The sequence below is a fragment of the Nocardia brasiliensis ATCC 700358 genome, assembly GCF_000250675.2.
GTDB lineage: Bacteria > Actinomycetota > Actinomycetes > Mycobacteriales > Mycobacteriaceae > Nocardia > Nocardia brasiliensis_B.
In genome coordinates, this window is the sequence record NC_018681.1 from 8,238,260 (window position 1) to 8,262,399 (window position 24,140).

Sequence of the window (24,140 nt, forward strand, 5' to 3'; positions counted from 1 at the left end):
CGAAAATGACCGTGCCGCTCGGGCGTCGTGAGCGTAAGAAGGCCGCGACCCGCCAGAATATCGCCGATACCGCGCTGCGGCTGTTCTCGGAGCGCGGGTACGACGCGGTCGGCATCCGGGACGTGGCGGCCGAGGCCGATGTGGCCGTCACGACCCTCTTCTCGCACTTCGCCTCGAAAGAGGCCCTGATCTTCGAGCGGGACGACGACTTCGAGCAGCGCCTGCTGCAGGCGGCCACCCATCGGCCGGCGGACGAAACGCTCATGCACGCGCTGCGTCGCGAAATCCACGCCCTGGTGCGGCACTGCACCGGGCCGGACGTCGCGCCCATCTGGAAGATGATCGAAGAATCGGCGGCCCTGCGGGAGTACGAGAAAACGATGCGGCTACGTCACGCGGAGTCGCTGGCCACCGCCATCGCCACCGATCTCGGCCTGTCCCGGACGCCGGTGGCCTGCCGGACCATCGCCAGATTCGTGATCGACGCCTACTCCGTGGCCCGTGAGGCTCCCGATCCGGCCGCCGCAGTGGACGAGATCTTCCAGATGATCGAGGCCGCTTGGAGCGTCGCCGAATTCAGCTGAGCCGGTGCCATTGCGCCAGTTCGGCGTGCAGGTCGCGCAGGGCGGTATGCACCGATCGGTAACCCTCGTACAAGCCACGCAACCATCCGACCGGCGCCGTCGGAACGAACGTCCGGTCGACCGCGACCGCCGCGCGCGCCGCCGCGGTCACGTCCGGGTAGAGACCCGCGCCGACCGCACCCAGCAAAGCCGCGCCCAGCGCCGCGCTGTCGTGCACCCGCAATCGGTCCACCGGACGTGCCAGCACGTCGGCGTGGATCTGCCCCCATAGCGCGCTGCGCGCCCCACCACCCGAGAACGTCACGCTGGGAATCTCGAATCCACAGGCGGTCTCGACGGATTCGAGCACATGCCGGGCCGACATCGCCACCCCGTGCAACACCGCCAGCGACATATCGGCCGTCGTTGTCGCCGAACTCATCCCGAGAAAGCTCGCGCGAACCTCGGCGTCCCACAACGGTGCTCGTTCACCCGCCAGGTAGGGCGTGAAGAGCACGCCGGGCACGCCCGCGGCGGCCGATTCGAAGACCTCCGCCAGACTCAGCCCGGACACCTGGCTCCACCAGCGCACGGCATCCCCGCCCGCCTGCGTCGGCCCCGCATGGACATACAGTCCGGAACGCGGCGGGAAGGTGACGATCCCACCGGCCGGGTGCGCCTGCGCGGCAGCGCCCGCGACGACCAATGACGTTCCGCACGAGATCATTCCGCGCCCGGGCTCGGTGGTGCGGGTGCCGAACACCGCACTGTAGGCGTCCATCGTGCCCACTACTACATCCGCGCCGTCGACCCGTCCCACCGTGGCCTCCGGAGCCAGGATCTCCGGCAGCCGCTCCTCGAGTCCGTCGACGAGTGCCACCGCCTCGGCGAGGTATCCGTCCGGCCCCGCCACCCGTACCGCGGCCAGCAGATCCGTCGCGACCCGCCCGGTCAGTTTCGCGGCGACGAAATCCTTGGGCCCCAGCACCCAGCGCGTCCGCGTCCACAGGTCCGGGTCGGTGCGGGCGAACCATTCCGCCCGGGCGCCCACGAACGACGCGTCGAGGGTGATCGCGGACCCCCAGATCCGCACCTTGTCCGCAGCGTCGAAGCGAGCGTCGAATTCCCGGGCGATCTCGGCACAGCGCTGGTCCTGCCAGATGATCGCGGGCGCCAGCGGCGTCAGCCGATCATCCACGCACACATGGGTATTGACCTGACTGGCCAGCCCGATCGCCCGCACCGCACCCACGGGCACCGCCGACAACACGGCCCGCATCCCGGCGGCACAGCCCCGCCACCAGTCCATCGGATCCTGTTCGGCCCACCCGGGTTTCGGCCTACTGGTCGGATACGGCGTCGTATGCGCCGCCACCTGATCACCCGCCACGGTGAACGCGACCACCTTCACCGCGGTAGTCCCGATATCGATGCCGAGCAACAACTCCCCCGACGTCCCGGTCTCCGGTACCGCAGTGCTCATCCCCGCAGTCTCGCAGAGCGCGCGGATCGTCGGCGAGGCCGCCGGTTCGACGAGCGCGCCGGAAGCACCGCCCCTGCGCCACGGTGGCGTCGAGCAGATCGAGAGCCAGGCTCGCGGCGGTAGATTGGCCCTCGTGGACAGACGTGCACTGCCGCTGGGTGTGCCGCGCGCAGAGCGCGCCGATGCCGCGCGCAATCGGCAGCGCCTGCTGGCCGCGGCGCGGGCGTTGATCGCGGAGGTGGGGGTCGACAAGGTCACCATGGACGGCCTGGCGGAACGTTCCGGGTTGGGTAAGGGCAGCGTCTTCCGGCATTTCGGCACCCGCGCCGGGATCTTCGATGCGTTACTGGACGAGGACGAGCGGGCGTTCCAGAACCAGGTGATGGCAGGGCCGCCGCCATTGGGCCCCGGCGCCGACCCGATCCCGCGGTTGATCGCGTTCGGTCGCGCACGGATCACTTTCCTGCTCGATCGCCAGGCCATCGCGCGCGCCGGCTTGGACCGCGCACAGCCGATTCCGGCCGGAGCCGCGACCCTGTCCCGGTTCCACATCCGGATGCTGCTGGGCCACGCCTGCCCGGACGTCGCGGACCTCGACACTCTGGCCGTTCAGCTCACCGCGGCGTTGGAAGGCCCGATCCTGCTCTATCTGTCGTCGGACGACCCGGCGCACAGCGCACATCAGCTCCGCCGACTGGCCGAGGGCTGGCAGGTCCTCGTCGAACGCGCGACCGCGCCGCGGATGGGTTGAGCCCGGCACCTCGGTCAGCCGACAGCGCGGCGCAGCAGGTTTTCCGAAGCGGTCATGAACTCGTCGACGCGCACATCGTCCATGCCTCGGGTGGGCCGGATCGGCCGACCTTTGCCATTGATCATCAACCCGCTCTGCCCGGTGAGGTCGGTGGCGAACAGTACCGGCACAATGCGCTCGGCATAGGTTTCCGGTGACGGACGGAGCAGGCCGATCAGGGCTTGCGTGGCCCAGTTCGCGAGCGTGTCGCGGCCGAGGCGATTGGACAGAAGGTCGGTCTTCGTGGGGCCCGGATTCAAGCCGAAATGGTCCGGTCCCGGCCACCGGTCCCGACCGGCGAGGACGAGGGCTTCGTTCGCGGCCACCGTGTTCTGGTGTGCCCTGACAGCACGGTAGTCACGTTCGGCGTTGAGGTCGGCGGGGTCGCCGAGTTCTCCGGTACCGGGCGAGCCCATGATGAATATTCTTGCGGGAAAACGGTTTCCGGTCCGCGCGCGGCCCAGGCGGAGTGCCAGTCCCGGCAACATCGCGATGCGCGAAAGATGGCTGACGGCCATATCGCGTTCGATGCCTTCACCGGTTTCCTCCCGGCTCTTCGCCGCGAAGATTCCCTGTGTGAACAAGACCGCGTCGGCGGCTTCCACCGGCAGTTCGTTCCCGAGCCGGACCGCCGCACGCAGCGACGAGAGGTCGGCTTCGAGGAAATTCAGCCGCTCGGCCGGATTGTCACGAAAGGTGCGGCCGACCACGGTGACCTCGGCACCGAGCATCCAAGCCTGCCGGGCGACGGCCCGGCCCAGACCATTGGTTCCGCCGATCACGATCAGCTCTTTGCCGGTCAAGTCCAGCTCTGCCAGCGGCGGCGGCCGCAAGGTGATCCGGGGGTCGACTATTCCATCTATACGCATCGGCGTCCTTTCGATCGGCGGGGCATGCACAGTCGGTTTTCAAAACCGAAGTTTACCCCGTTTAAATTCCCCGAGGGTGCCCGAGGCGTCGATCACACCGTTTGCCGCAAGTACCCGCGACCGGCCAACTAGCATTATCAACATATGTCGAGAATTATCGACAAGTGTTGACTATATGGTCTAGGCCGATGCAGAATGGGCGGCCATGAGCGACTGCACCCCACTTTCCGCCGTGTCCCGACGAGCTGTGCTCGGCGGTGCATTGGCGGGTCTCGGGGGTTTGGCGCTGCCGGGATTCGCTGCGGCCGCGCCCGATGGCGTCGAACTCGTCGACAGCGACATCATGTGGAGCTGGGTGCACCGGATGACCGCTGGCGGGCCCCGGTTCACCGGCAGCGATGCCCATCGTCGCTGGATCGATTACCTCGCAGGCGAACTCGAGACGTTCGGGTTGCCGGTGCGGCGGTACCCGACGACTCTGAAGTACTGGAACGCCGGATCCTGGGCACTGACGGTGACCGATGCACAAGGCGCCGTACACGACATTCCCGTCGCCTACTACTGGCCTTATTCGGGAACCACACCGCCACAAGGGATTACCGGCGAACTCACCGAGGCGACCGGAGCCGACCCGACCGGGAAGATAGTGCTCGCCGATCGGCCGATCACCCCGCTTGTCGCGGGCGCCTTCGCCGCGGTGGCGATAGACGCGCAGCCGCGTTCGCTACTGCTCGATGCCGCGCTGGAGGACTCCTCGCGACTGTGGCTGGGCGCGCAGGGCCCGAAGCTGCGCGACCTACGCGACCGTGGCGCGATCGGCGCGGTCGGCATTCTCCCCTTCGACCCGGCAGATGCCGCAGGGCAATTCACTCCGCACCAACAACCGCACGACGGGTTGCCCGCCCTGCTCCTGGATCAGTTGCAGGGCAACCGCCTTCGCGAATCGATGCGGCACGGCCCGGTCACCGCGACGCTCACGCTCACCGCCGAGACGAACGACGAGGCCACGATCGACTATCTCGCCGCCGAACTGCCCGGCAACGGCAGCCGTGCGGGCGCGATCCTGGTCATGACCCACACCGACGGGCAGAACGCGATCGAGGAAAACGGCGCGGCCGCACTGCTGGCAATGGCCGACTATTTCACGAGACTGCCGGTGGCACAGCGTGATCGCGACCTCTTGTTCGTGCTCTCCCCCGCGCACATGACCGCCCCTAGCAGTGCCGTGCATCCCGAGGCGTGGCTCGACCACCACCCCGAGATCGCCGACCGGCTCGTGGCCGCGGTGGTGCCGGAGCATCTCGGCGCGACGCAGTGGGATGCCGGCGGCACCGGCCGAGCCTGGCACGCCACCGGCAAGCAGGAGATCCTCGTCCTCGGCGTCGGCAACAGCGCGGAGCTCGCGCAAGCCGTCGCCGCGGAATTGACCGGCTCGGATCTGGATCGCACGCTCGTCGCCCGGCCGTACACCGACAACCTCTACGGTGAGGCGACCGGGCCGTACCGGCGCGGGATCCCGACCGTCACCGCCATCGCGGGGCCGAACTACCTGGTGCGGGTGAGCGAGAACGGCGATCTCGACAAGCTCGATCCAGCGCTCGCCCATCGCCAGACCCGGTACCTCACGCGTCTGACCACCCGGTTGCTCAGTGCGCCCTGGTTGCCTGCCCCGCGGTAGCGCGCGGCCGATCTGCGCATCGACGCGATCGGTAAGCTGTCATCCGTGACAGCGCGGACGAGGCAACCCGGGTCGCCCGGCCGCCGCGGCCCCAGCAAAGGCGACCAGCGCGAAGCCGCGATCCTCGACACGGCCCGTCGATTGCTCGCCGAGCAGCCGCTTTCTTCCATCACGATCGACCAACTCGCCAAGGGCGCCGGCCTGTCCCGCTCGGCGTTCTACTTCTACTTCGACTCCCGCGACGCGGTCGTGCACGCACTGGTCGGTGCCAGCCTGGTCGGTTTGAGCGCCATCGTCGAGGAGTTCGACCGTACGACCCCGCCGCGCGCGGCGATCCGGCATGCCGTCGCACGGTATCTGCAACGGTGGCGGACGGAAGGCACATTGCTGCGCGCGTTCGGTCCGGCGTCGAGTCGCGACGCCCACCTCGACGACACCTGGCGGGCAACCCACGCCGACATCCAGCAGCGCATCGTCACCCTGATCGACACCGAACGCGCCGCGGACCGCGCTCCGGCGGGCCCGCCGGACAGCGGCGCACTGGCCGCGGCCCTGTTGGCGATGATGTGGCGGGCCGGCTACGAGTACGCAGCCGACGAACCCGACGCCGCGGAAACCGAACGCCGAGTCGACGCCCTCACCGCCGTATTCGTGCGCACCATCTGGTGCACACCGGACTAGACGAGACCCCGAGCGCAGGCGCCGTTTATCGCCACAGGTGGCGGTGACCGATCGCACGAGTCGGTGCTCAGCCGCCGAAATACGGCAGCACCAGTTGTTCGCACGCGGGACGGACCGCGTGCTCGGGGTCCAGGCCGTTGCGGATTTCCCGCAGCGCCACCCGGTCGTAGGCCATCGCGAGATGATCGGTGAAATCGTTCGGGCAGACGTCCTGGACGACGATGTTGCGAGCTTCGGGACCGTGCAGGAACTGGTCCGTCATAGGTGTCGCCACGATGTCGTAGCGGGAGACGATCGTCGTGTAGCGCAGGCCGGGCACAGTGTCCGGCAGGCCCGCGAGCGCGGTGCTGAATTCCGAACTGCGGAACTGCTGCATCGCGGCGGTGTCGAGTTCGTCCAGTGCGGCGGCCAATCCGGGCAGCGCGGTGCGCCACATCGCCACCCACGGATCGAGACCGAGCGCGTCGGAGCCGCGGTAGGTGGGCGCCAGCGCCACCACGTCGTGCACCTTCGACGCGCCGCCGAACACGCTGGTGTAATAGCGAATCAACGGCCCGCCCTGCGAATGACCGACCAGATCCACCACGGTCGCACCGGTGGCAGCGCGCACCCGGTCGATGAAGCGGTCGAGTTCGACCACGGAATCCCGAATGTCGCCGGTGCCACCGATCTGCCCGAACTTCAGCCCACCGAAGTTCAGCGCGAACACGCAATAGCCGTCGTTCTTCAGCAAGGGAGCCAACGCATTCCAGTTGACTCGCATGTTCGCGTGCGTCCCGTGCACCAGCACTACCGGCTCCGGGTGCGCGGTGCTGCGACAAGACCATTCGTTCACACCCGGCGGTTCCGAACCCGGATAGCGAATGCTGTCCGCCAGCGCCGTCAGCGTGCTGTAGTCCACCGGCAGCGGCACCGGCCCAGCCTGCGCACCGGTCGCGCGCACCACCCCCGCCAGCACGATCGCCACCACGACCCCCAGCATCCGCAGACCCTTGTTCGACATCGAAACTCCTCCCCGACCCAACGGGCGGCCATCCGAGGGCATACTGAAACCCACCGGTTCCAGATCCTGCCGCTACCGAAGCCGCCCCGCACGGATTCGCCCGAATTCGTTGCCGCACAAGGGCTGGGTTCCGCCGACGCTCAGTGGCTCCGGAAACACCGGACGCCGGGTCGACACCGCTAGGGAGCGGAGTCGACCCGGCGTCCGGGTGGGTCGAGTGTCAGGTCGCCGACTCGAGGGCGGCGGCGACCTTCACTGCGAATCGCCGATTATCAGGGCAGCACCTGCGGGATCACGGCCGGTGCGACGGCACCGAGGATCGCGCCGATCACCGCGGCGAACACCACATAGCTGATGCCGCTGGCCACGATGCAGGCGAAGTAGCCGATCACGAAGACCAGGATGGCGGGGATGCACAGGATCGCGGCGATGCCGAGGCCGGTGAGGGCGCCGGCCGCGAGGCCGTTGGCAACCGGGTCGTGGTTCTGCGCGTCCGGGTTGGTCGCGATGGGCTTCAGCTCACCGGCGGCGATGGGCTGCAGCTCAGTCTCGACCTCCTTGGTCACCTGCGGGGTGACGACCAGCTTCTTCCCGTCCGGGGAGATCTGCGGCGCCAGCGAAATCGTGTTGCCCGCAGCCGTCTTCATCGACATCGGGAACTCGGTGACCTTCGCACCGGTGGCCGACTCCACCTGCACCGCCGACGAATCCGCGGTCAAGGTGAACTTGCCACTGTTCAGCTCGGTGGAGATGGACTTGAGGTCAGGGGCGGTGGTGGTCTTGAACTCGACACCCTGCTCGTTGCCGGTCGCCGTCAGGCTGTCGGCCCACCGCGTCTGCTGCGCGGTGTAGTCGGTCGCCGACGCGGTACCCGCGCTGGCGAGCGTAGCCACTACCGCGAAGGGCAGGACAGCAGCGGCCAGAACCTGGCGACCCGCGCGCGTGACATTCTTATAGAACATGTATTTCTCTCCCGCCCCCGATCACCACGGAACGCCCTGTCCCCCAGTCGAATCGAAGCGTTGATCTAGATCGAACGAGTTATTCATATCCGACGATCCGCACAAAACCGAAAAATGTGACGAGCGCCACGTTTGGACTCACTCGCGGCCCCCTGCTTTCCGGGGCACCGCCTGTCGGCTGGGCCGCTATGAGCGTGGCCGAAGGGCCCCACCTGCCCGACGTGAATCATGCACGCCGAGCCGCGCACAACGAGTGCTTGCTCAGTGCCCGAGCTGAGAGACGAAGGCCCGCACCACATACGCTTTCGCCCATTGTCCGGCCCCGCGCATCAAGGCGCCACCCGTCGCCGGCATCACCGCCAAGAAACCTTGGTCGTCCAGTGTGGCGTCGCGAAATGTGAATTACGTCGGAGTCATCGAGCGCTTTCGTGAGCGGTGGTCTGCGACGGTCGCAGGCGATCGCGTAGTCGCGGACTGTGGTTTCCGTAGTCGGGATCGTTGAGTGGCGCGGTCAGGAAATCGTCGCAGTGGAGTCGGCGTCCCAGTCGAGATTCGAGGCAGCCGATACACGCGATGCTGTCGGCCCGCAGCGCGCCGGCCCGCCAGACTGCGTCGTGCACGGTATACCACTCGTCGGGCCCGTCGCAGGGCGCGGTCGGTAATCCGCAGTCATGGCAAGGGAACTCGTCGCGATGACGCCGTGGCCGAACGGTGAAGCGGCTCGGCCACAACACTGTCCAGCTCTTGATCTGCGAGATCAGCTGGGCCGCAGCGCCTGTCACGCGCTGGTGCGGCGGCGTACCGCGCCCTTTTTGATGCAGGAGGTGCACACCTTCAGGCGCACGGGTGTGCCGTCCCGCACCGCACGCACGGGCTGGATGTTGGGGTTGAAGCGGCGGCTCGTGCGACCCTTGACGTAGCGCTGCTGGGCTCGCCGTCCCGCACGCGCCACCTTCTTGCCGAAGCTCGGCTTCTTGCCGCAGACGTCGCACTGGGCTGACATGCTCTCTCTCCTGTTCTCCGGCAGCGGTCCTCGCGCCGTCGGTGGTATCTCGGTTCGTGGACAGTGTTGGCGAGCAATGGCGAACACTGCGAAGCGTTTCGACCGCCATGCTGCCGACGACCCTGGCCATTGACCTGCGGGAATCGCATCTTCCGGTCTGACACGACCGGTGCAGATCGCACGGTGGCGCGTGCAAGTTGCACGAGGTTCAGATCCATCCGTGGTGGGCTGCGGCGCGGAGGGTCTCGATACGATTGCGGGTACCGAGCTTGCGATTGATGGCGGCGAGGTTGTTGCGCACCGTGCCCGGCGAAAGATGCAGTGCCGCACCGATTTCGCCGGGTGTGCGCCCCTGCGAGATCAGGCGAAGGATGTCGATGTCCCGGGCGCTCAGCGGGTTGGCGGGGCCGCGCATGGCTTCCGCGACCGCCTGCGGTTCCAGCACCGATTCACCGTGCGCGACCCGGCGCACGGTGTCGGTCAACGCTGCGATCGAAGCGCCGGTGCTGAGCAGCCCCTCCACCCGCGCGTCCAATGCGGAGCGGAGCAGGTCGGGCCGACGAGGTGCCATCACCATGACGACGCGGCAGTCGGGCAGCGCCGCTTTCAATTGTGTCGCGGCGGAAATACCGTCCAACCCTGCGAGATTCGCATCCAGCAGAGCCAGGTTCGGACGGGTGCGCAGGGCGCTGGGCGCTACATCGGTGCCCAGCGACACCTGCGCGACCACCTCCATGCCCGACTCACCGGCCAGGATGGTCGCCAGCGCTTCCCTGGGCAGCCGAAGGCTCCCGGCGATCAGCACTCGAATCATTGATTCGTTCCTCTTCGAAGAGCACCGAACAGGTTGATTGTGTCGATGTTTCGCGTGCCCCCGTCAGCCTCGTGTCTGCCGACGAGGCAGGTCAGCGACCAGCACGACCACGAGTGCGATGAGCACGGCCCTGGCCGTGCCGATGGATCCGTGAGCGGTGTCGCGAGTTTCCGCAAACACGAAAACCTCCTGTTCCGACAGTTGGGTACAGCGATACGGACAGGCCGGGGCCACGTACGCCAACTGCGCAGGAGTGGAAAAGGTGCGACGAAGCCCAGGCCAACTGGAAAAGCCGTGCACGACATGACCGGAGCACGCACGAGCGGCTCGCGGGATCAGTGCCGGAACGAACGGCTACTTGGCCTGGGGGATAAGTCATCACCTCGGAACTCGATCGGAACGAAACGCGCCACGCGTCCCGTAGAACTTCACAGAACTATCGCGTCCTAGCCGAAGTAGGCCCCACGCATAGTCCTGCCTATCAGCAGATTAGGTATATTTGTACCTTACGACAAGCCGATTTCCGGGACTGTGAGCCGCTTCGCACTAGGTACAGCTGTACCTTTAAGGTCCATTGATCAGCGCGGACGAGGAGCAGTGTGCAAGCCGAGAACGCCGATAGGGACTCGCGACCAATACGGCGCCGCAGGTTCGACCCACAGCGTCGGCGCCGGATCGCCGAAGCTGCCTTGGCCGTCATCGGCGAACGCGGCATCGAAGGCCTGACCCACCGCGCGGTCGCCGAAACCGCCGATGTTCCGATCGCGGGCACGACCTACCACTACAAGGACAAGGAAGAACTGCTCGCGGCCGCACTCGAGCTCTCGGTCACCCACTACGAGACGATCATGGCCGCAATCCCCGAGACCCAACCCGGCTACGGCATCACCGAAATCATCGACCAGACCGCCGAGGCGCTCGTGGGCTGCTTCACCACCGAGCGATCCGTGACCACCGTCCAGCTCGAGCTATATGTGGCTGCCATCCGCCGCCCCGCACTGCGCTCGATCGCAGACCGCTTCACCGCGGCCACCCGCGCGATGTACACCCACTACACCGACCCCGACACCGCCGAACTGCTCACCGACGCCGCCCAGGGCATGACATTGCGAGGGATCGCGTCCGACCTTCCACCCACCCGAGACCGGATCAGAACCCAGCTCTTGCGATGCCTGCCGCAGTGAGCCACTGACCGGGCAGGACTAAACACGTCGTGATCAGCATTAGGTGGTCCAACCTTGGTTGATCCGTTCGAAGTAGGCGTCGTCGGCGGCCTGGATTTCCTCCTCGGACGTTGACCGATTCGGCTCGTCGGACGTGATCTCCGCCGTACCCAGCAGTTCTTGGAGTTGGTTGCGGAGGCGAGGATCGGCTGTCCGAGTGATCTTTTCAGTTGTTGCCCGGAGGTCGGCGCGCGCCCGCTTGTGGCATTCGAGCAGAGCAGTGGCGAGTTGAGTGCTGCTCCAACGCATCGCAGCCGGCGCGATCTGCAAATCAGTGATGTCGCCGTGGGCATTGACCTCGATGGCGATGCCGCGGGCTTCACCGCGTCCGACAACCCTTGCGGCGGACTTCGCGAGTTTGTCTGCGCTGCGGCGAATCTCGGCGAGTTCTTGCCGCAGTTGCTGTTCCCATTTCTGTAGATCCGTCATGACCAACCCAGCTTCTTGCGTATCTGCTGCAGGATCTCGGGCACAGGTCGACGCTGGTCGTCGCGAGGCTTCTCCTGCCCGGTGTACACGCGGTAGTAGTGGGCGAGGTTGGGCCCCAGCAGCCGGACGATCGCGGGATTGTCGTAGACGTTTTCGACGAACGACACCGCGATCAGTTCCGATACCGGACCACCATCGTCCTCCCAAGCCTCTTCGAGTCGTGCGAAGAACGGCGCCAGGCGTGATCGCGGATCGGGGCTGTCTCGCACGACCTGCCCTACCCATCGAGCGATGTCACCCATCAGTACGGTCGGAAGAAGCTCGTCATTGTCACGGATGTGCTCAGCGATAAGCGGTTGGATCTCGGGTTCCAGAGCGGCAAGCTCGTCGATGAAGCGAGCTTGCGCAGGTACCAATGTCCTCGTCCACGTGTAGAGCATGTCCATTATTTCTTGGTCCGTCCGGTCATCCATGATTCGCCATCACTTTCCCGCCAATGCGTCCATGAGGTTCGTCAGTTCCCGGATCGCGACAGCCCGATCCGCAGGGTCGGTGTTCGCCTTGTTCATCAACCAGTTCGCGAGCCCTCGTTGCACTTCCATCGCCTTCTGCAGGTGCCATTTTCCTTCGGTGGGAACCAAGGTGCGGAACTCGTTGCGCACCGCGTCCGCCGTGGTGCCATCGCCGACCCGGCCCGGGTTGTTCGCCCCCTTGTAGAGGTCGTCGAGGAAGTTCTGCAGCTTTCGGTCGTTCACGGTCGGTTTGACTGCAGCCGGCTTAGGCGGCAGTTCGGGCAGCCCGCCGCCGGAATCGGACCGCCACCACTTGGTTTTGGCCTTCTCCAGCCATTCCCCCAGCTTGGTCAGCATCGGTTTCAGCTTGCCGGTGACCGCCGATCCGATACGGCTCGCGATGGCGGCGACCTTGATCCTGTATGGCGGAATTCGGCAACGACCCGTGGAAGTGGTTCGCGCCAGCGAGAATTGAGAGCATGACTGGGCTCTCGCTGACGACTGAGCGACGTACGGAACTGGCCGCGCTGCTGGACGACGGGCAGCGGTTGCGGCAGGAGTATCCGAAGGTCGCGGAGTATCTGGAGACGGCACCGATGTTGCCGGGGACAGACGATCAGGCCGCGGATGCGGCATTCGACCTGAGGCTCGTGCACTACATGACCGGCGGCTCGTCGGCGTCGGGGAATCCGTATTGGGACATTGTTGCGCCGTCTGTCGCGGAGGACGCTGGGCGTCGTGTGGTGAACGGCGGACGTGAGAAGGGCAGTGCCCGTTTGGCGTTCGCGCAGACGATCTTGCAGGCCGCGTACGCGTATGCGGTGCCGTCGCCGGAGACGATCGAGTGGATCGGGCAGTTCAGCGACGGCCGGAAGGTGCTGGAGCTGGGCGCCGGGCGTGGGTACTGGGCGGGACAGCTGACTGCCGGTGGCGTCGATGTGGCGGCTTTCGATGTTGCACCGCCGGACAGCGAGTCGAACGTGTCGTTCCCTGGCGCGGCTGGGCAGTTGGATGTGTGGCATCCGGTTGCTGGTTCGGCGGAGTTCGATTCAGCACTTGATGGCGAGTCGGTGTTGTTCCTGTGCTGGCCGCCGGGGTGGGGTGATTCGATGGCGTCGACGGCGCTGCGGGAGTTCGAGCGCCGCGGCGGAACACGCCTGATCTTCGTCGGTGAGCCGAAGGGCGGCAAGACCGGTGACGATGCGTTCTTCGACCGGCTGACCGAGGGCTGGGAGCTGGAATCACAAGACGCTCAATACGTCTCGTGGTGGAACCTGGGTGATGTCGCGCAGGGTTGGGTGTTGCGGGGATAGCTGTCGCCTGCGGCGGCGCGCCGACCCGATGACCTCGACGTGTACCGCCCAGCGCTTCGCTGCGCACACAAGGTCTCCAGGGGACGACACCGCGCTGTGCGGCGCTGAAGCGCTCCACGACCAAACGGACAGCACCTGGGGCGATGAATTAGTGGCCACGATGGGCGATCGTGCTCTGCGCTTCATCGGCGTCGACGGGCCGCGCTGGATGCTGCGCGCAGTCATACTCGCCCCGCCCGCCACGGTCCGGCACGGTGCGTCAGCTTTGTGGGATCTGGTCCGCAGCACCGTGGTAGTGCGCGGCGCAGGAAAGCTGCCAGACCGCTCTGCGGGCAAATATCTGTCCGCGCCGGGCAAGTTTTTTGGCGCATGCGAACGACAGAATCAGGACGCCGTGCACCGCCGGACAATGTGACCGGCCCTGGGCAAGCACTTGTCCCAGGGACACGCGAGGTGGCGGTCAGCCCACCGACTCGTCGCCCCTCGAAGGTCAGGATCACAAACCATTGAAAGACGATATAACCACGACTGCGGCCGTGCTCGTGGCCGTGGCCCTCACCGTACTCGCCGTTGTCGCGACGATCACCATCACCGTTGAATACCTGGTCGGCGCGTCGCGACGCGAGATCAGCCCTTCGAAGAATCGCACACGCAGCACCGAGTCCATTGAATCGACTGCTGCACAATCAGTTCCGCCGACAAGCCGACGGCCTGTGGTGCGCCGGCCCGACCCCGCCGCATCGCGAGACCGACGCTGACTACCTCTTGCCCCGCGCACAGGCCATCGGGCTGCGATTCGGCGGACGCTGTCGCGCAAAGATAAGTAACCGTCGCTCGCGGGCGAGGAATTCACCCGCGGCAAAGGGAGAATTGCTTATGGACCACGCCGCACGGAGCACAGGACACAGCCGGGCGACCGGTCACCAAAGAGATATTAATCCATCACTATCTTGCTACATGGCCAACGCCGTTGTTGATCCGCGCCGCACCGCGGCCGCGTATGCCGACCAACGCGCGGCAGCTCGAGTGCCTTCCGAGCGAAGTTCCTGATCGACACCGCCGGCACGGTCGGCCATCCCCTAGCACCAACCCTGTAGTCGGTCGAAATGCATGTTCCAGAAGGAGTCTCGTGGCCCAGGAAGAGAACGGTGCGGGGCAGCCGCGCCGGCGCCTACCACCACTGCTGCGCGAACGATCCCCGGCGGTGCGGATCGTCGGGACCGTGACCATCCCGATGATCGTCGGCTTGGTGCTCGGTGTGCTGCTCAACATCTCAGCCGGCGGCTACTGGACCGTTGCGATCACCGGTCTACTGTCGGCGGTGCTCGGCGGGATCGAACACTTGGGGCTGGTGCGGGGCGCGGCCCGCGGGGCATCGGCAGGAGCGATCTCCGGCGTCGGCATTCTGCTCGGGCATCTGCTGCATGGTGGCGAACCCGTTGTCCCGCTGCCTGATCCGGCCTGGTTGGTGATCGTACTCAGCGCCGCCTGCACCGCGGTGCCCGCCGCGCTCGGCGGGTTCATTCGCAATCAGCTGAGCACCGGTGCCGTGGGCGCGCCGGCACCGGCTCAGGCATCTGCCCCCGGGAAAAAGGAGAGTCTGTGAAAACGCTGTCCGGCAAAGTCGTACTCATCACCGGCGCCGCGAGCGGCATCGGCGCCGAGACCGCACGCGTGCTCGCGACCAGGGGCGCGCGACTGATGCTCGTCGATGTGCGCGGTGCCGAACTCGCGGAGGTAGTAGACGAATTCGAGCCCGACCGGGTCGCGCACGTAGCCGCCGACGTGCGTGATCTCGATGCGATGACGCGCGCGGTCGCGGTGGCCGCCGACAGATTCGGAGGCCTGGACTACGTCGTGGCCAACGCCGGAATCGTCAGTTACGGATCACTGCTCGCCGTCGATCCCGTCGTCTTCCGCCAAGTGATCGATGTCAATCTCACCGGCGTCTTCCACACCGTGCGAGCCGCACTTCCCGCATTGATAGAGAGCCGCGGCTACATCCTCGTCGTCTCCTCGCTCGCGGCATTCACCAACAGCCCGGGTATGGCCGCCTACCACGCGAGCAAAGCAGGCGTGGAGAGCCTGACGGAGACGCTTCGGCTCGAGGTCGCACACCACGGCGTCGGAGTCGGGTGCGCGCATCCGCATTGGACGAGAACGCCGCTGATGGACGACGCTTTCGCCGACTTACCGGTATTCCGTGAATATCTCGGCACGCTACCGCGTCCATTGGCCCACTCCACCCCGGTGCGCGCGTGCGCCGACGCATTCGCCGACACCCTCGCTCGCCGCGGGCGCTGGGTGAACGTGCCCCGCTGGATCGGGCTGTTCCGCTGGCTGCACCCACTGCTCGGCACCACACTGGTCCAGCGCGATGCCCTCGCTCACGTCCCTCGGATGCTGCCCCGCCTCGACGCTGAAGTTGCCACGCTCGGCCGTTCCACCAACGCGCGTACCGCGGGAGCCGAACGTCCCGACTCAACACAGGAGTAGTCCCGATGACCCACACCGACTGTCAACACGTCGACGTGTTGATCCTGGGCGCCGGGCTGTCCGGCATCGGCGCAGCCTGCCATCTTCGAGACCGACTGCCGGGCACTACGTTTCGCATTCTGGAAAGTCGCGATACCCTGGGCGGCACCTGGGACCTGTTCCGTTACCCCGGAATTCGTTCCGACTCGGACATGTACACCCTCGGCTTCAAATTCCGGCCGTGGCGCGGCGATCGAGCCATCACCGACGGTGCGTCCATCCTCGACTACTTGCGCGATACCGTCACGGACTATCAGCTCCACGAGCGGATCAGCCACGGGCACAAAGCCGTCCGGGCCGAATGGGACACCCCCTCGGCGCAGTGGACGGTGACCGTGCAGCTCGCCGAGACGAGCACGACCACCCGGTTCACCGCGAACTTCCTGATGGCGTGCACCGGGTACTACCGCTACGACGAGGGGTACGTATTATTCGCTCTCGCGGGGAAACCCTCTGACTCACACCGGCACCCACTGCCCGTCTGCGCACGGTTGGCCGGAGAGGAGTCCGGGCCGGTGCCTGCTGTCTACTCGGTCGGAGCCGGCGGGCTGGTTTCGGCACAGGGGCCCGATCACCGATCGTTGCGTAGACGGACACGACGGCGGCCAGAGCGAGGAAGCCGAGGACCAGGCCGACCATGCCGAACCCCTGGGCATACTGGGATCGCGACCGCGGTCACGACGCCCCCCTTCTCGTTCGATCCATCCCCGCAGCCCTTTTCGGATTTCGACTCGCGGTTTCGAGTGTTCATGGGATCGAGGTGCGGATCATGAGTATTCCTACCTCGACCGCAGTGGTTCCACGGACCACCTGGTCAGCCGCGCGGGGCATTTCGGGCGGTGCCTGTCGGACACGATCCGCCCCGGCTTCCGGCCGCGGTGGTCGAGCCCACAGCAGGTGATCGTGCAGCTGACTGGTGCAGCGATAGGAAGATCGGTCTCCCGGCGGATTTGACGAGGAAACGCCGCGCTATGCATCCCTGAAAAAGAACGGCCGCCGATGCGGTCTGATGTACCTGGTGGATCGGACCGGATAGTTCACTGCGACAGTCAGGAGTTTGTTGTGAGTTCTCGCGGTCGGTGGGGCGTTGCTGTTCTGGTCGCCTGCGCGGTGAGTGGGCTGGTCACCGCGGGGGAAGGTCCGGCCTTCGCTGCGGTGGAATCGGGGGTGAACAGCATCGATGAGGTCGAAAGACCTCCGACGGGGTCGTCATCCACCTCACCTACACCTGCACGAGAGAGTCGGGGGCGCGGTACGTTCATGCGGGCATGATCAACCGTGATGACAAGGACAGCGGGAGTACCCACGCTGCGGTGGCGTGTGACGGCGAGAAACATTCGATGAATGCCTACCTGCATGAAGGCCCGGTCAACAAAGCTACGCATGCGTTTGCCATTCTCCGGGAGGGGACAGCGCTCAACTCCACACCGGTCGGCGACCAGGTCGAGAAAGAGTTGACGTAGGCCCCGCTCGAAGGCGGCGCGGCAGTCAGTGAACCGTCCAGCACAGCTTCGGTGTCGAATTAGTAGGACGCGGTCGTCGGACCACAGATGACTCTCGACGGAGGGTGGCTCATGAAAAAGCGGCTCGCGATACTTCTGGGCGTGGCGCTCGCATGCGGAACCTTCTCGCCGCTGGTCGCGGCGCCCGAAGCGGTCGCGGCCGATTGCCTCGTGACTCTCGACGAGTTCACCGGCGCGGTGCAGGCCGCCGGCTATCCCGCACCGTCGCGGGAGCAGTACGACAATATGTGCGGCCAGAGTTCGGTAGGAAACATCCCGGGCCGCGAGCCGTTCGCGGAATTTCTGGCACAAGCGATCTACGCGTCGGACGGGCTACGCAGCAAACGAGAATACAACTGCGCGCAATCCGGATGCCCAGGTGAGTACGAAACTCCGGACTGCGATATCCACAATCAGGATTACTACGGGCGTGGATACATTCGTATTGCAGGGTGCCCCGCCTACAAAGAGGCTTCACAGGAGATCTACGGCGACGACCGTCTGGTCGAGGATGCAGACGGCGTAGCGAGGGACGACAAAATCGCCTGGGCTACCGCGTTCTGGTTCTGGAAGGCGAAGGTGACCACCGCGCCCGGATACGGGACCGGGTTCGGCTACACGACCAACGCCATCAACGGCAGTCTCGAGTGTTCCGGACCGACGAAAGCCGCCGAGCGGCGATACGAGATCTACACGCTCGTGGCGAAATCTTTCGACGTCACCCCGATCGGCGACAAGGGCTGCAACAGCTGACGACTCGGCTCCCGCACACATCCCCGCCATCGCACACGCAGCCGCGATCGTCGGCAGCATAACACCTGTAACAACTTCGTCGAGCTCGTCCCATTCGGTCAAACCTTGGAGCACGTATGCGGCGTCGTATGGTCAGTGTCATGGTCGTGCTGGCAACTACTGTGACTCCCCTCGGAGTCGCCAACGCGGCCCCGGCAACCGGCAAAACCGAGCTCACGATCACGGTCTCCGAAAGCGGTGATACCGCTACGGATGGCACGTTTACATTGTCCTGCAACCCGGTGGGGGGCGACCACTGGGCTGGCGCCGATGCGTGCAAGAGGTTGGACACACTCCGAGCCGGGGGTATGACAGGGTTCCCGCCGGTGCCGCCGGACGCTTGGTGTACCCACCAGTACGGAGGACCAGCCACGGCGCATATCCAAGGAACCTGGGCAGGTCGCAAGGTTGATGCGGTGTTCGATCGGAACAACGGGTGCGAAATCTCGCGCTGGGACCGACTGGTGCCGGTGCTGCCACAACCGCCGCAGGCCTGAATTCGACCGTGGGACGCGGGAATCACTGATCCCCGCCGATGTGCGCTCACCGATGACGAGCTCAGCGGCATCCGGGTCGGTGACAGGGTCACCGCCGTCCAGGCTGCAGTGGTCTTCCCGGTGTCCGTGGCAAAGGTGGACGATCTGCTCGCCGAGCTGGGACTTCGAGCGGCCTTGCGGGCCTCGAGCGCGTCCTCGGTCAGCGCTCCCGCACGCAGTGCGGCGTCCAGGGCCGCGACAACCTGGCCGTGGGGCATACCGCGGTGCAGCAGAAGAACTTCGATGATCGCGCGAGTTCCGTCACGTTCGCCGTGGGCTTTGCGGGCCACTCCCGCCACCATCACCCTGACCGCCGAACACGTCCCCGCCATCACACACGCAGCCACGATCGTCGGCGACATAACACCCACCACAGGCCCGTCTGGTCATCGGCCTGACCTACCTGTTGTCCATGCTGTACGTGCCCCCAGCACGGCTCGTACAGGATCTACACCGCATTCTTGCCGCCCCGAACTGCTCATATCTGCTGACGCCGAGCTGGTAGTCCGACGACACCGTCACCGTCGCTAGCTGACCGGATTGAACTGCGGTGACATCACTTTCGGGCCCGGAGCCAACCTGCGCTGCCTCGGCAAGGGCCGCAAGCACCGCGCCGTCCCACTCACCACCCCCACTCAGAAAGTGCTGCGGGTCTGGGGCGCCGAACGCGCCGGCCAGCTCGACCAACCCCTGTTCCCGACCCGCACCGGCCGCCGGCTCAGCATCGACGCCGTCGAACGCCTTGTCCGCCAGCACGCCACCATCGCGGCCGCGACCTGCCCCACCATCCGGCCCGCGCAATTGCATCCCCACGTTCTGCGGCATTCGTGCGCGATGGCCCTGCTCCAAGCCGGCGTCGACACCACCGTCATCGCGCTCTGGCTCGGCCACGCCGACATCCGCTCGACCGGCATCTACCTCCACGCCGACATGACCATCAAACAACGAGCCCTCGATCAGACCACTCCGGCCTCGACCACACCCGGTCGTTATCGCCCCGGCGACCAGCTGCTGGCCTTCCTGGAAGGTCTGTAGTTAACCCGACCACCCAATGCGGTGTCCGGCCTCGACAGCACCCTGCTGACAGCAGTCGACCTGCTGGTCTTCATCTACGCCATCGCCCAGGCCTGGTACCTCACGCCGACCGGCCTGCTGCGTGCGGACGGCTCAGATCCCACCGACCCCTGGGCGAATCGCTGACCACCGCGCCTCGATTGTCACCGCGGTCACCCGGTTTGTTCGTTCCGCACGAGTCTGACGTCGACCCCCATTCGAGCAAGACGACGATGGAACCGAGGGCGATATCTCCAGGCTTTCAGAACGTGCGGGTTGACCTATGACCCGGCGTTCGCGGTCGCCGCAGCCCACATACTGCAATCGTGAACAGGTCAACAAAGCACTCGACCAGCCCCAAGGGACGCTTGGCACCGCAGTCCCGTACCGCCGAGTTCACGCTGCCCGAGGGAGGGGTGGACACGCTCTTGCACACCTTGGCCGGCATCGATTCCGAGCTGCCCGTCTTCGTCTACGAGCGCATCGACCCTCTCACTCGCCAGCCGCTGACCACCTGGATCGGGCTGCGCACCGACGCCACACGAGTGCAGGGCACGGATACAGCCGCAGCGCTGCGGGCAGCGACCGTGGCTGCTCGCGCGGACGGGCCGCACGGCGGCGTGTTCGCATTCCTCGGCTATCCCGGCCCGCACTCCACCGTCCACGGCGACGCAGGCATTCCCGATGCACTGCTGATGCGGCTGATCGACTACGTCACGATCGATCACCGGACCGGTCGTGGCCGGGTGGTGCACACGTCCACCGAACCCGATCCCGAGCGGACGCCAGAGCAGTGGGCCAGCGCCTGCGGCTCGGGAACCGCGACCTCACTCGACCTCACCTCGCACGAGGCAGACTTCCAGTGGACCACGCAAACCTCGGCCGAGCAGTACACCGCCGGCGTACGTGCCTTCCAGCAGCGCGGGGGCGCCAGCGGAGTGGTGCTGTCGGTCCGCGTCGCCAGCGAGCACCGCGCCGAGCCGATGCACAGCTACCGGGTGCTCCGGACGGTCAACCCTTCCACCCGCATGTTCTTCCTCCGGCACGACCAGTTCGCGCTGTGGGGGGCGACGTCGTTGCCGCTGCTGCACCTCAGTGACGGGCACATCACCGCCGAGACCGACGGTGCCACGCATCCCGTCGCGGACGAGGAACACCATTGGCAACCCTCCCCCAAGGAACTCGGCGAGTACGAAGTGGTCGCCGACGCGCTCGTCGAGGACCTCGCGCACGTTGCCGCCCCGGGCACCCTGCAGCTGACCCGTGAACGGGAGCAGCGGGTCTTCTTCGGACTCGGGCACCTCTTCGCCGAGGCCCAGGCCGAACTCGCGCCGGAATGCGACGCGGTCGACGCCGTGCTCGCGATGCACCCGCACGGTGCCACCGTCGGTCATCCGCGTTCCGCCGCACAGACCTTGATCGCCGAACTGGAACAGGTCCCCCGTGGCCCGTTCGCCGGGCTGGTCGGCCTGTTCACCGCCGAGGAGGTGGACGCCACCGCGGTCACCCGCTCGATGTGGACCACTCCACGCGGAAGCGTCACCCAGGCAGGCGCCAAAGTCGTACCCGCCAGTGTCGCCGAGCACGAGTACGCGGAGTCGGTGCTCAAAACGCGCGCACTGCGTGTGACAGCACGCCGGGCTTCCTCATGAACACCGGACCTCACGATGGAGCGACCCCATGATCATCGACCTCACGATGGAACTGCATGAGGGCATCACCGCCTACCCCTCACACGGCCGGTCGGTGCTGTCGCTGTCGCCGGTGATGAAGCACGCCGACTTCCTCGGCACTGGCCGTCGCACCCGCTACGCGGACCTCCCGGTGTCCTTCGAAGTGAGCCAATGGATCCTGAGCGACCAAGCCGGCACGCACATGGATGCGCCCTTCCACGTCGACCCCGCGCACTCCGTGACCATCGAACGGGTGCCGCTGGAGACCGCGTGGGGCCCGGCTGTCTGGCTGGACTGCACGACGGCGGCCACGGAGTCCGGGGCTGTGTCCGCGCAGGCACTACGCGATGCGGCCGACGAGGCCGGGGTCCGTATCGAACGCGGCGACATCCTGGTTCTGCGTACCGGTACGTCGGATGACGCGGTGTCCGATCCCGCGGGTTACGCAACCACATTCCGCGGGCTGACCCGCGATGCCGCGGAACATCTGCGCGCGGTAGGTGTTCGGTGCCTGGCGATCGACTGTGTCACGATCGAATCGCCGGCGACGGCGGCCACCGCGGACGTGCACACCATCTTGCTGCGGCCCAGCGCGTTGGGGCTGCCCGACTCCGACGTCATCGGCGTCGTGGAGAACCTCGTGCGCGTCGACACCATCCCCGTTCACCGGTTTCACTTCGCCGCTTTACCGTTGCCGTTGCGTGGCGCCGCCGGCAGCCCGGTACGCGCGGTGGCCGTGGTCGAAGGCATCTGAGGCGGCGATGGTGATGCGTTACGGCTATGCGACGGTCGGACTGCCCACTCTCGCCCCGGACGAAGCGATCGAGCATGCCGCCGCGGCGGGCTACGCCGGGCTGGAATGGAAGGTAGGGGAGGCACTGCATGCGGCGGGAAGTTCGGCCGAGCAGTTCCTGCTGGGCAACCGCACCACCATCGCGCTGGACGATCCGGCACAAGGCGCACGGATCGCCCGGCGAAGCGCTGCCGCGGGACTCGCGGTCATCGGTGTCGACCCGTACGTGGCTGTCGGCGATGTGACGACCCTGGACCTGGCCTTGGCCGTCGCCGAAGCGGCCGATGCTCCCCAGGTCCGGCTGCAGGGTCCCCGCTTCGGCGCGGACGGGGCGGGCTACCGGCAATTGTTCGCGAGGTTTCTGGAGTTCCTCAGCGTCGCCGAGCAGCGCGCGCACCGCAGGGGGATACGGCTGGTCGTGGAGATTCACCAGCAGACGATGTTTTCCAGCGCGGCACTGGTCCACCGCCTGGTCACCTATTTCGATCCGGCACACATCGGGGTGATCTACGACGTCGGCAACCTGGTCGTCGAAGGCTATGAAGATCACCGGATCGGCACCGAACTGCTCGGCCCGTACTTGCATCACGTCCATCTGAAAAACGCCCTACACCGTCCCTCCGCAGGCCCAGGGCCCGTTCGAGTGCATCGCCCGGTGTGGAGCCCGCTCGACGAAGGCGAAGTGGACGTGCTCGGCGTCTTGGCCCACCTCGACACGATCGGTTATCAGGGGTGGGTGACGATCGAGGACTTTTCGACGCAGCGAACCCCGCTCGCGACATTGCGCCACAACGCGGACGTCCTGCGTGCCTGCAACGCTCCCGGATGGCTCGACCGCGAGGAAGTCTGACACGTGTCTCTCCTCTTGCCGGTCATGAAACCGGACTTTTCCTTTACGAAGAACCGCGTCCCGCCTGGATTCCGACGAGGTAGCCACGGTCGAGATCGTGCTCGCTCAGTGGTGTGCCGGTGAGCTTCAGGCTGTGGCGCACCAGCTCCGAAAACATGGTCGTGGTGGCAGCGGTGTCGCGAGCAAGCCAGATCAGGCACAGCGGCGGAGCCAGCACCGCGGGCGTGATCGGACGAAACACCACGTCGAGCCGTCCCGGCAGCACGGCGCTCTCGGGAATGACTGCGACCCCCTGACCCGCTGCCACCATCCCCACCACAGCCTGGACGCCCTGTACTCGCGCCGCGAGCTCGGGCTGGAACCCGGCCGCGGCGCAAGCCAGGTGGAAATACTGCGGGAAACGTTCCTCCAGCGGAGTGAGGATGAATTTCTGGTTGCGCAGCGCGGCGATCGGAACGGACTTCTCGCCGGCCAAGGCGTGGTCTCGCGCCATGATCACGACGGCCTGCTCCATGCCCAGCGGCATGGCCAGCAACGTGCCCGGACCTTGAACGGTCGACAGGGGTGGCCGCCCGAACGCGACATCGGCCACGCCGTCCAGGACGGCCTGGACCGCGTCGGCGGTGCGCTGATACTCCACCGGGTGCGCAACGATCTCGGGATGCTTGCCCCGTAGCGCCCGTAACACCCGGGGCAGGACCGTGGCGAACGACGATGTCAGCGCGGCGATTTCGATCTTTCCGACCTCACCACGCGCTACCCGGCGAGTCTCCAGCCGACTCCGTTCAACGGCGTCCAGCACTGCCCGGGCGTGGTCGGCGAATACTTTCCCGGCCGCGGTGAGTTCGGAGCCACGCGGCCCGCGATCGACCAGCCGCACACACAGTTCCTCCTCGAGCTGTTTGATCTGCTGGGAGAAGGGCGGTTGCCGGATGCCGACCGCCGCAGCCGCCCGACCGAAGTGCCGCAGGTCGGCGAGCGCGAGGAAGTAGGTTAGGTGTCGCAGCTCCACGTCACGCCTCCACTAGTCCGAGCGACCGACAGAAGAATCCTCGCCGCCGCGGGCACGACCGGCGCCCATCC

General features: G+C 66.4%; 28 protein-coding genes. 18 read left to right on the plus strand and 10 right to left on the minus strand.

The annotated features are described in order from the left end of the window. Positions 1–5 precede the first annotated feature (5 nt). Positions 6–584, plus strand: a complete 579-nt coding sequence (locus O3I_RS36790; protein WP_014988128.1) for a TetR/AcrR family transcriptional regulator — start codon at positions 6–8, stop codon at positions 582–584. Here O3I_RS36790 and O3I_RS36795 read toward each other — a convergent pair. Continuing rightward, positions 577–2,046 (minus strand): xylulokinase, encoded by a 1,470-nt coding sequence (locus O3I_RS36795; protein ID WP_051066827.1) that lies wholly within the window; start codon positions 2,044–2,046, stop codon positions 577–579. The two genes, O3I_RS36790 and O3I_RS36795, sit on opposite strands and share 8 nt — an antisense overlap. On the opposite strand from O3I_RS36795, the gene O3I_RS36800 reads away from it, so the two are divergent. Then, positions 2,039–2,797, plus strand: a complete 759-nt coding sequence (locus tag O3I_RS36800) for a TetR/AcrR family transcriptional regulator (protein ID WP_014988130.1) — start codon at positions 2,039–2,041, stop codon at positions 2,795–2,797. The two genes, O3I_RS36795 and O3I_RS36800, sit on opposite strands and share 8 nt — an antisense overlap. Before the next feature lie 14 nt (positions 2,798–2,811). Here O3I_RS36800 and O3I_RS36805 read toward each other — a convergent pair whose 3' ends face one another. After that, positions 2,812–3,705: an oxidoreductase gene (locus O3I_RS36805; RefSeq protein ID WP_065652207.1), complete on the minus strand. Its 894-nt coding sequence runs from the start codon at positions 3,703–3,705 to the stop codon at positions 2,812–2,814. A gap of 232 nt (positions 3,706–3,937) precedes the next feature. Here O3I_RS36805 and O3I_RS36810 point away from each other — a divergent pair, with 232 nt between their 5' ends. Continuing rightward, positions 3,938–5,383, plus strand: coding sequence for a hypothetical protein (locus O3I_RS36810; protein ID WP_202804903.1), 1,446 nt, complete (start codon positions 3,938–3,940; stop codon positions 5,381–5,383). A 45-nt stretch (positions 5,384–5,428) separates the two neighbouring features. Then, on the plus strand, positions 5,429–6,064 hold the full coding sequence (locus O3I_RS36815; RefSeq protein WP_014988133.1) for a TetR/AcrR family transcriptional regulator: 636 nt from the start codon (positions 5,429–5,431) through the stop codon (positions 6,062–6,064). Positions 6,065–6,131: 67 nt separating this feature from the next. On the opposite strand, the gene O3I_RS36820 is transcribed toward O3I_RS36815, so the two are convergent. From O3I_RS36820 to O3I_RS36840, 4 genes are all read right to left on the minus strand, one after another. Continuing rightward, positions 6,132–7,067: an esterase/lipase family protein gene (locus O3I_RS36820; protein ID WP_014988134.1), complete on the minus strand. Its 936-nt coding sequence runs from the start codon at positions 7,065–7,067 to the stop codon at positions 6,132–6,134. A 272-nt stretch (positions 7,068–7,339) separates the two neighbouring features. Continuing rightward, positions 7,340–8,029 (minus strand): hypothetical protein, encoded by a 690-nt coding sequence (locus O3I_RS36825; protein WP_014988135.1) that lies wholly within the window; start codon positions 8,027–8,029, stop codon positions 7,340–7,342. Between the two features lie 778 nt (positions 8,030–8,807). Then, on the minus strand, positions 8,808–9,032 hold the full coding sequence (gene rpmB / locus O3I_RS36835; protein WP_014988137.1) for a 50S ribosomal protein L28: 225 nt from the start codon (positions 9,030–9,032) through the stop codon (positions 8,808–8,810). A 208-nt stretch (positions 9,033–9,240) separates the two neighbouring features. Further along, positions 9,241–9,846: a response regulator transcription factor gene (locus tag O3I_RS36840; RefSeq protein ID WP_014988138.1), complete on the minus strand. Its 606-nt coding sequence runs from the start codon at positions 9,844–9,846 to the stop codon at positions 9,241–9,243. Positions 9,847–10,445: 599 nt separating this feature from the next. Here O3I_RS36840 and O3I_RS36845 point away from each other — a divergent pair. Next, positions 10,446–11,030: a TetR/AcrR family transcriptional regulator gene (locus O3I_RS36845; protein ID WP_081594228.1), complete on the plus strand. Its 585-nt coding sequence runs from the start codon at positions 10,446–10,448 to the stop codon at positions 11,028–11,030. Positions 11,031–11,069: 39 nt separating this feature from the next. Here O3I_RS36845 and O3I_RS36850 read toward each other — a convergent pair whose 3' ends face one another. The 3 genes from O3I_RS36850 to O3I_RS36860 are packed head-to-tail and all read right to left on the minus strand — an operon-like array spanning position 11,070 to position 12,367. After that, positions 11,070–11,498, minus strand: a complete 429-nt coding sequence (locus O3I_RS36850; RefSeq protein ID WP_014988140.1) for a hypothetical protein — start codon at positions 11,496–11,498, stop codon at positions 11,070–11,072. Further along, the gene (locus O3I_RS36855) at positions 11,495–11,971 is read right to left on the minus strand and encodes a DUF7674 family protein (protein WP_014988141.1); all 477 of its coding nucleotides are present in this window, start codon (positions 11,969–11,971) and stop codon (positions 11,495–11,497) included. The genes O3I_RS36850 and O3I_RS36855 overlap by 4 nt, the downstream gene beginning before the upstream one ends. Before the next feature lie 9 nt (positions 11,972–11,980). Then, on the minus strand, positions 11,981–12,367 hold the full coding sequence (locus O3I_RS36860; protein WP_014988142.1) for a hypothetical protein: 387 nt from the start codon (positions 12,365–12,367) through the stop codon (positions 11,981–11,983). Between the two features lie 65 nt (positions 12,368–12,432). Here O3I_RS36860 and O3I_RS36865 point away from each other — a divergent pair, with 65 nt between their 5' ends. From O3I_RS36865 to O3I_RS36920, 13 genes are all read left to right on the plus strand, one after another. After that, positions 12,433–13,323 (plus strand): hypothetical protein, encoded by an 891-nt coding sequence (locus tag O3I_RS36865; protein WP_237748198.1) that lies wholly within the window; start codon positions 12,433–12,435, stop codon positions 13,321–13,323. A 28-nt stretch (positions 13,324–13,351) separates the two neighbouring features. Continuing rightward, positions 13,352–13,738 carry a DUF3710 domain-containing protein gene (locus tag O3I_RS46700; RefSeq protein ID WP_041563108.1) on the plus strand — a complete coding sequence of 129 codons (387 nt, stop codon included), beginning with the start codon at positions 13,352–13,354 and terminating at the stop codon, positions 13,736–13,738. Between the two features lie 714 nt (positions 13,739–14,452). Next, a complete protein-coding gene (locus O3I_RS36875) occupies positions 14,453–14,929 on the plus strand; it encodes a hypothetical protein (protein ID WP_014988145.1) in 477 nt (158 codons plus the stop codon). Then, on the plus strand, positions 14,926–15,819 hold the full coding sequence (locus tag O3I_RS36880; RefSeq protein ID WP_014988146.1) for an SDR family oxidoreductase: 894 nt from the start codon (positions 14,926–14,928) through the stop codon (positions 15,817–15,819). The genes O3I_RS36875 and O3I_RS36880 overlap by 4 nt, the downstream gene beginning before the upstream one ends. 5 nt (positions 15,820–15,824) lie before the next feature. Continuing rightward, positions 15,825–16,631 carry an NAD(P)-binding protein gene (locus O3I_RS36885; RefSeq protein ID WP_014988147.1) on the plus strand — a complete coding sequence of 269 codons (807 nt, stop codon included), beginning with the start codon at positions 15,825–15,827 and terminating at the stop codon, positions 16,629–16,631. 495 nt (positions 16,632–17,126) lie between these two features. Continuing rightward, on the plus strand, positions 17,127–17,321 hold the full coding sequence (locus O3I_RS36890) for a hypothetical protein (RefSeq protein WP_014988148.1): 195 nt from the start codon (positions 17,127–17,129) through the stop codon (positions 17,319–17,321). 111 nt (positions 17,322–17,432) lie between these two features. Beyond that, complete coding sequence (locus tag O3I_RS36895) at positions 17,433–18,113, plus strand: chitinase (RefSeq protein WP_014988149.1); 681 nt, start codon at positions 17,433–17,435, stop codon at positions 18,111–18,113. A gap of 140 nt (positions 18,114–18,253) precedes the next feature. Then, positions 18,254–18,649, plus strand: a complete 396-nt coding sequence (locus tag O3I_RS47120) for an SSI family serine proteinase inhibitor (RefSeq protein WP_202804904.1) — start codon at positions 18,254–18,256, stop codon at positions 18,647–18,649. A gap of 579 nt (positions 18,650–19,228) precedes the next feature. Further along, on the plus strand, positions 19,229–19,723 hold the full coding sequence (locus O3I_RS36905; RefSeq protein WP_014988150.1) for a tyrosine-type recombinase/integrase: 495 nt from the start codon (positions 19,229–19,231) through the stop codon (positions 19,721–19,723). Between the two features lie 21 nt (positions 19,724–19,744). Then, positions 19,745–19,888 (plus strand): hypothetical protein, encoded by a 144-nt coding sequence (locus tag O3I_RS45805; RefSeq protein ID WP_167829200.1) that lies wholly within the window; start codon positions 19,745–19,747, stop codon positions 19,886–19,888. A gap of 179 nt (positions 19,889–20,067) precedes the next feature. After that, complete coding sequence (locus O3I_RS36910; protein ID WP_141691910.1) at positions 20,068–21,393, plus strand: chorismate-binding protein; 1,326 nt, start codon at positions 20,068–20,070, stop codon at positions 21,391–21,393. Between the two features lie 28 nt (positions 21,394–21,421). Then, the gene (locus O3I_RS36915; protein ID WP_014988152.1) at positions 21,422–22,168 is read left to right on the plus strand and encodes a cyclase family protein; all 747 of its coding nucleotides are present in this window, start codon (positions 21,422–21,424) and stop codon (positions 22,166–22,168) included. A 13-nt stretch (positions 22,169–22,181) separates the two neighbouring features. Continuing rightward, positions 22,182–23,057 (plus strand): sugar phosphate isomerase/epimerase family protein, encoded by an 876-nt coding sequence (locus tag O3I_RS36920; protein WP_063632390.1) that lies wholly within the window; start codon positions 22,182–22,184, stop codon positions 23,055–23,057. A 43-nt stretch (positions 23,058–23,100) separates the two neighbouring features. Here the strand turns inward: O3I_RS36920 and O3I_RS36925 are convergent, their stop codons facing one another. After that, a complete protein-coding gene (locus tag O3I_RS36925; RefSeq protein ID WP_014988154.1) occupies positions 23,101–24,069 on the minus strand; it encodes a LysR family transcriptional regulator in 969 nt (322 codons plus the stop codon). Positions 24,070–24,140 lie beyond the last annotated feature (71 nt).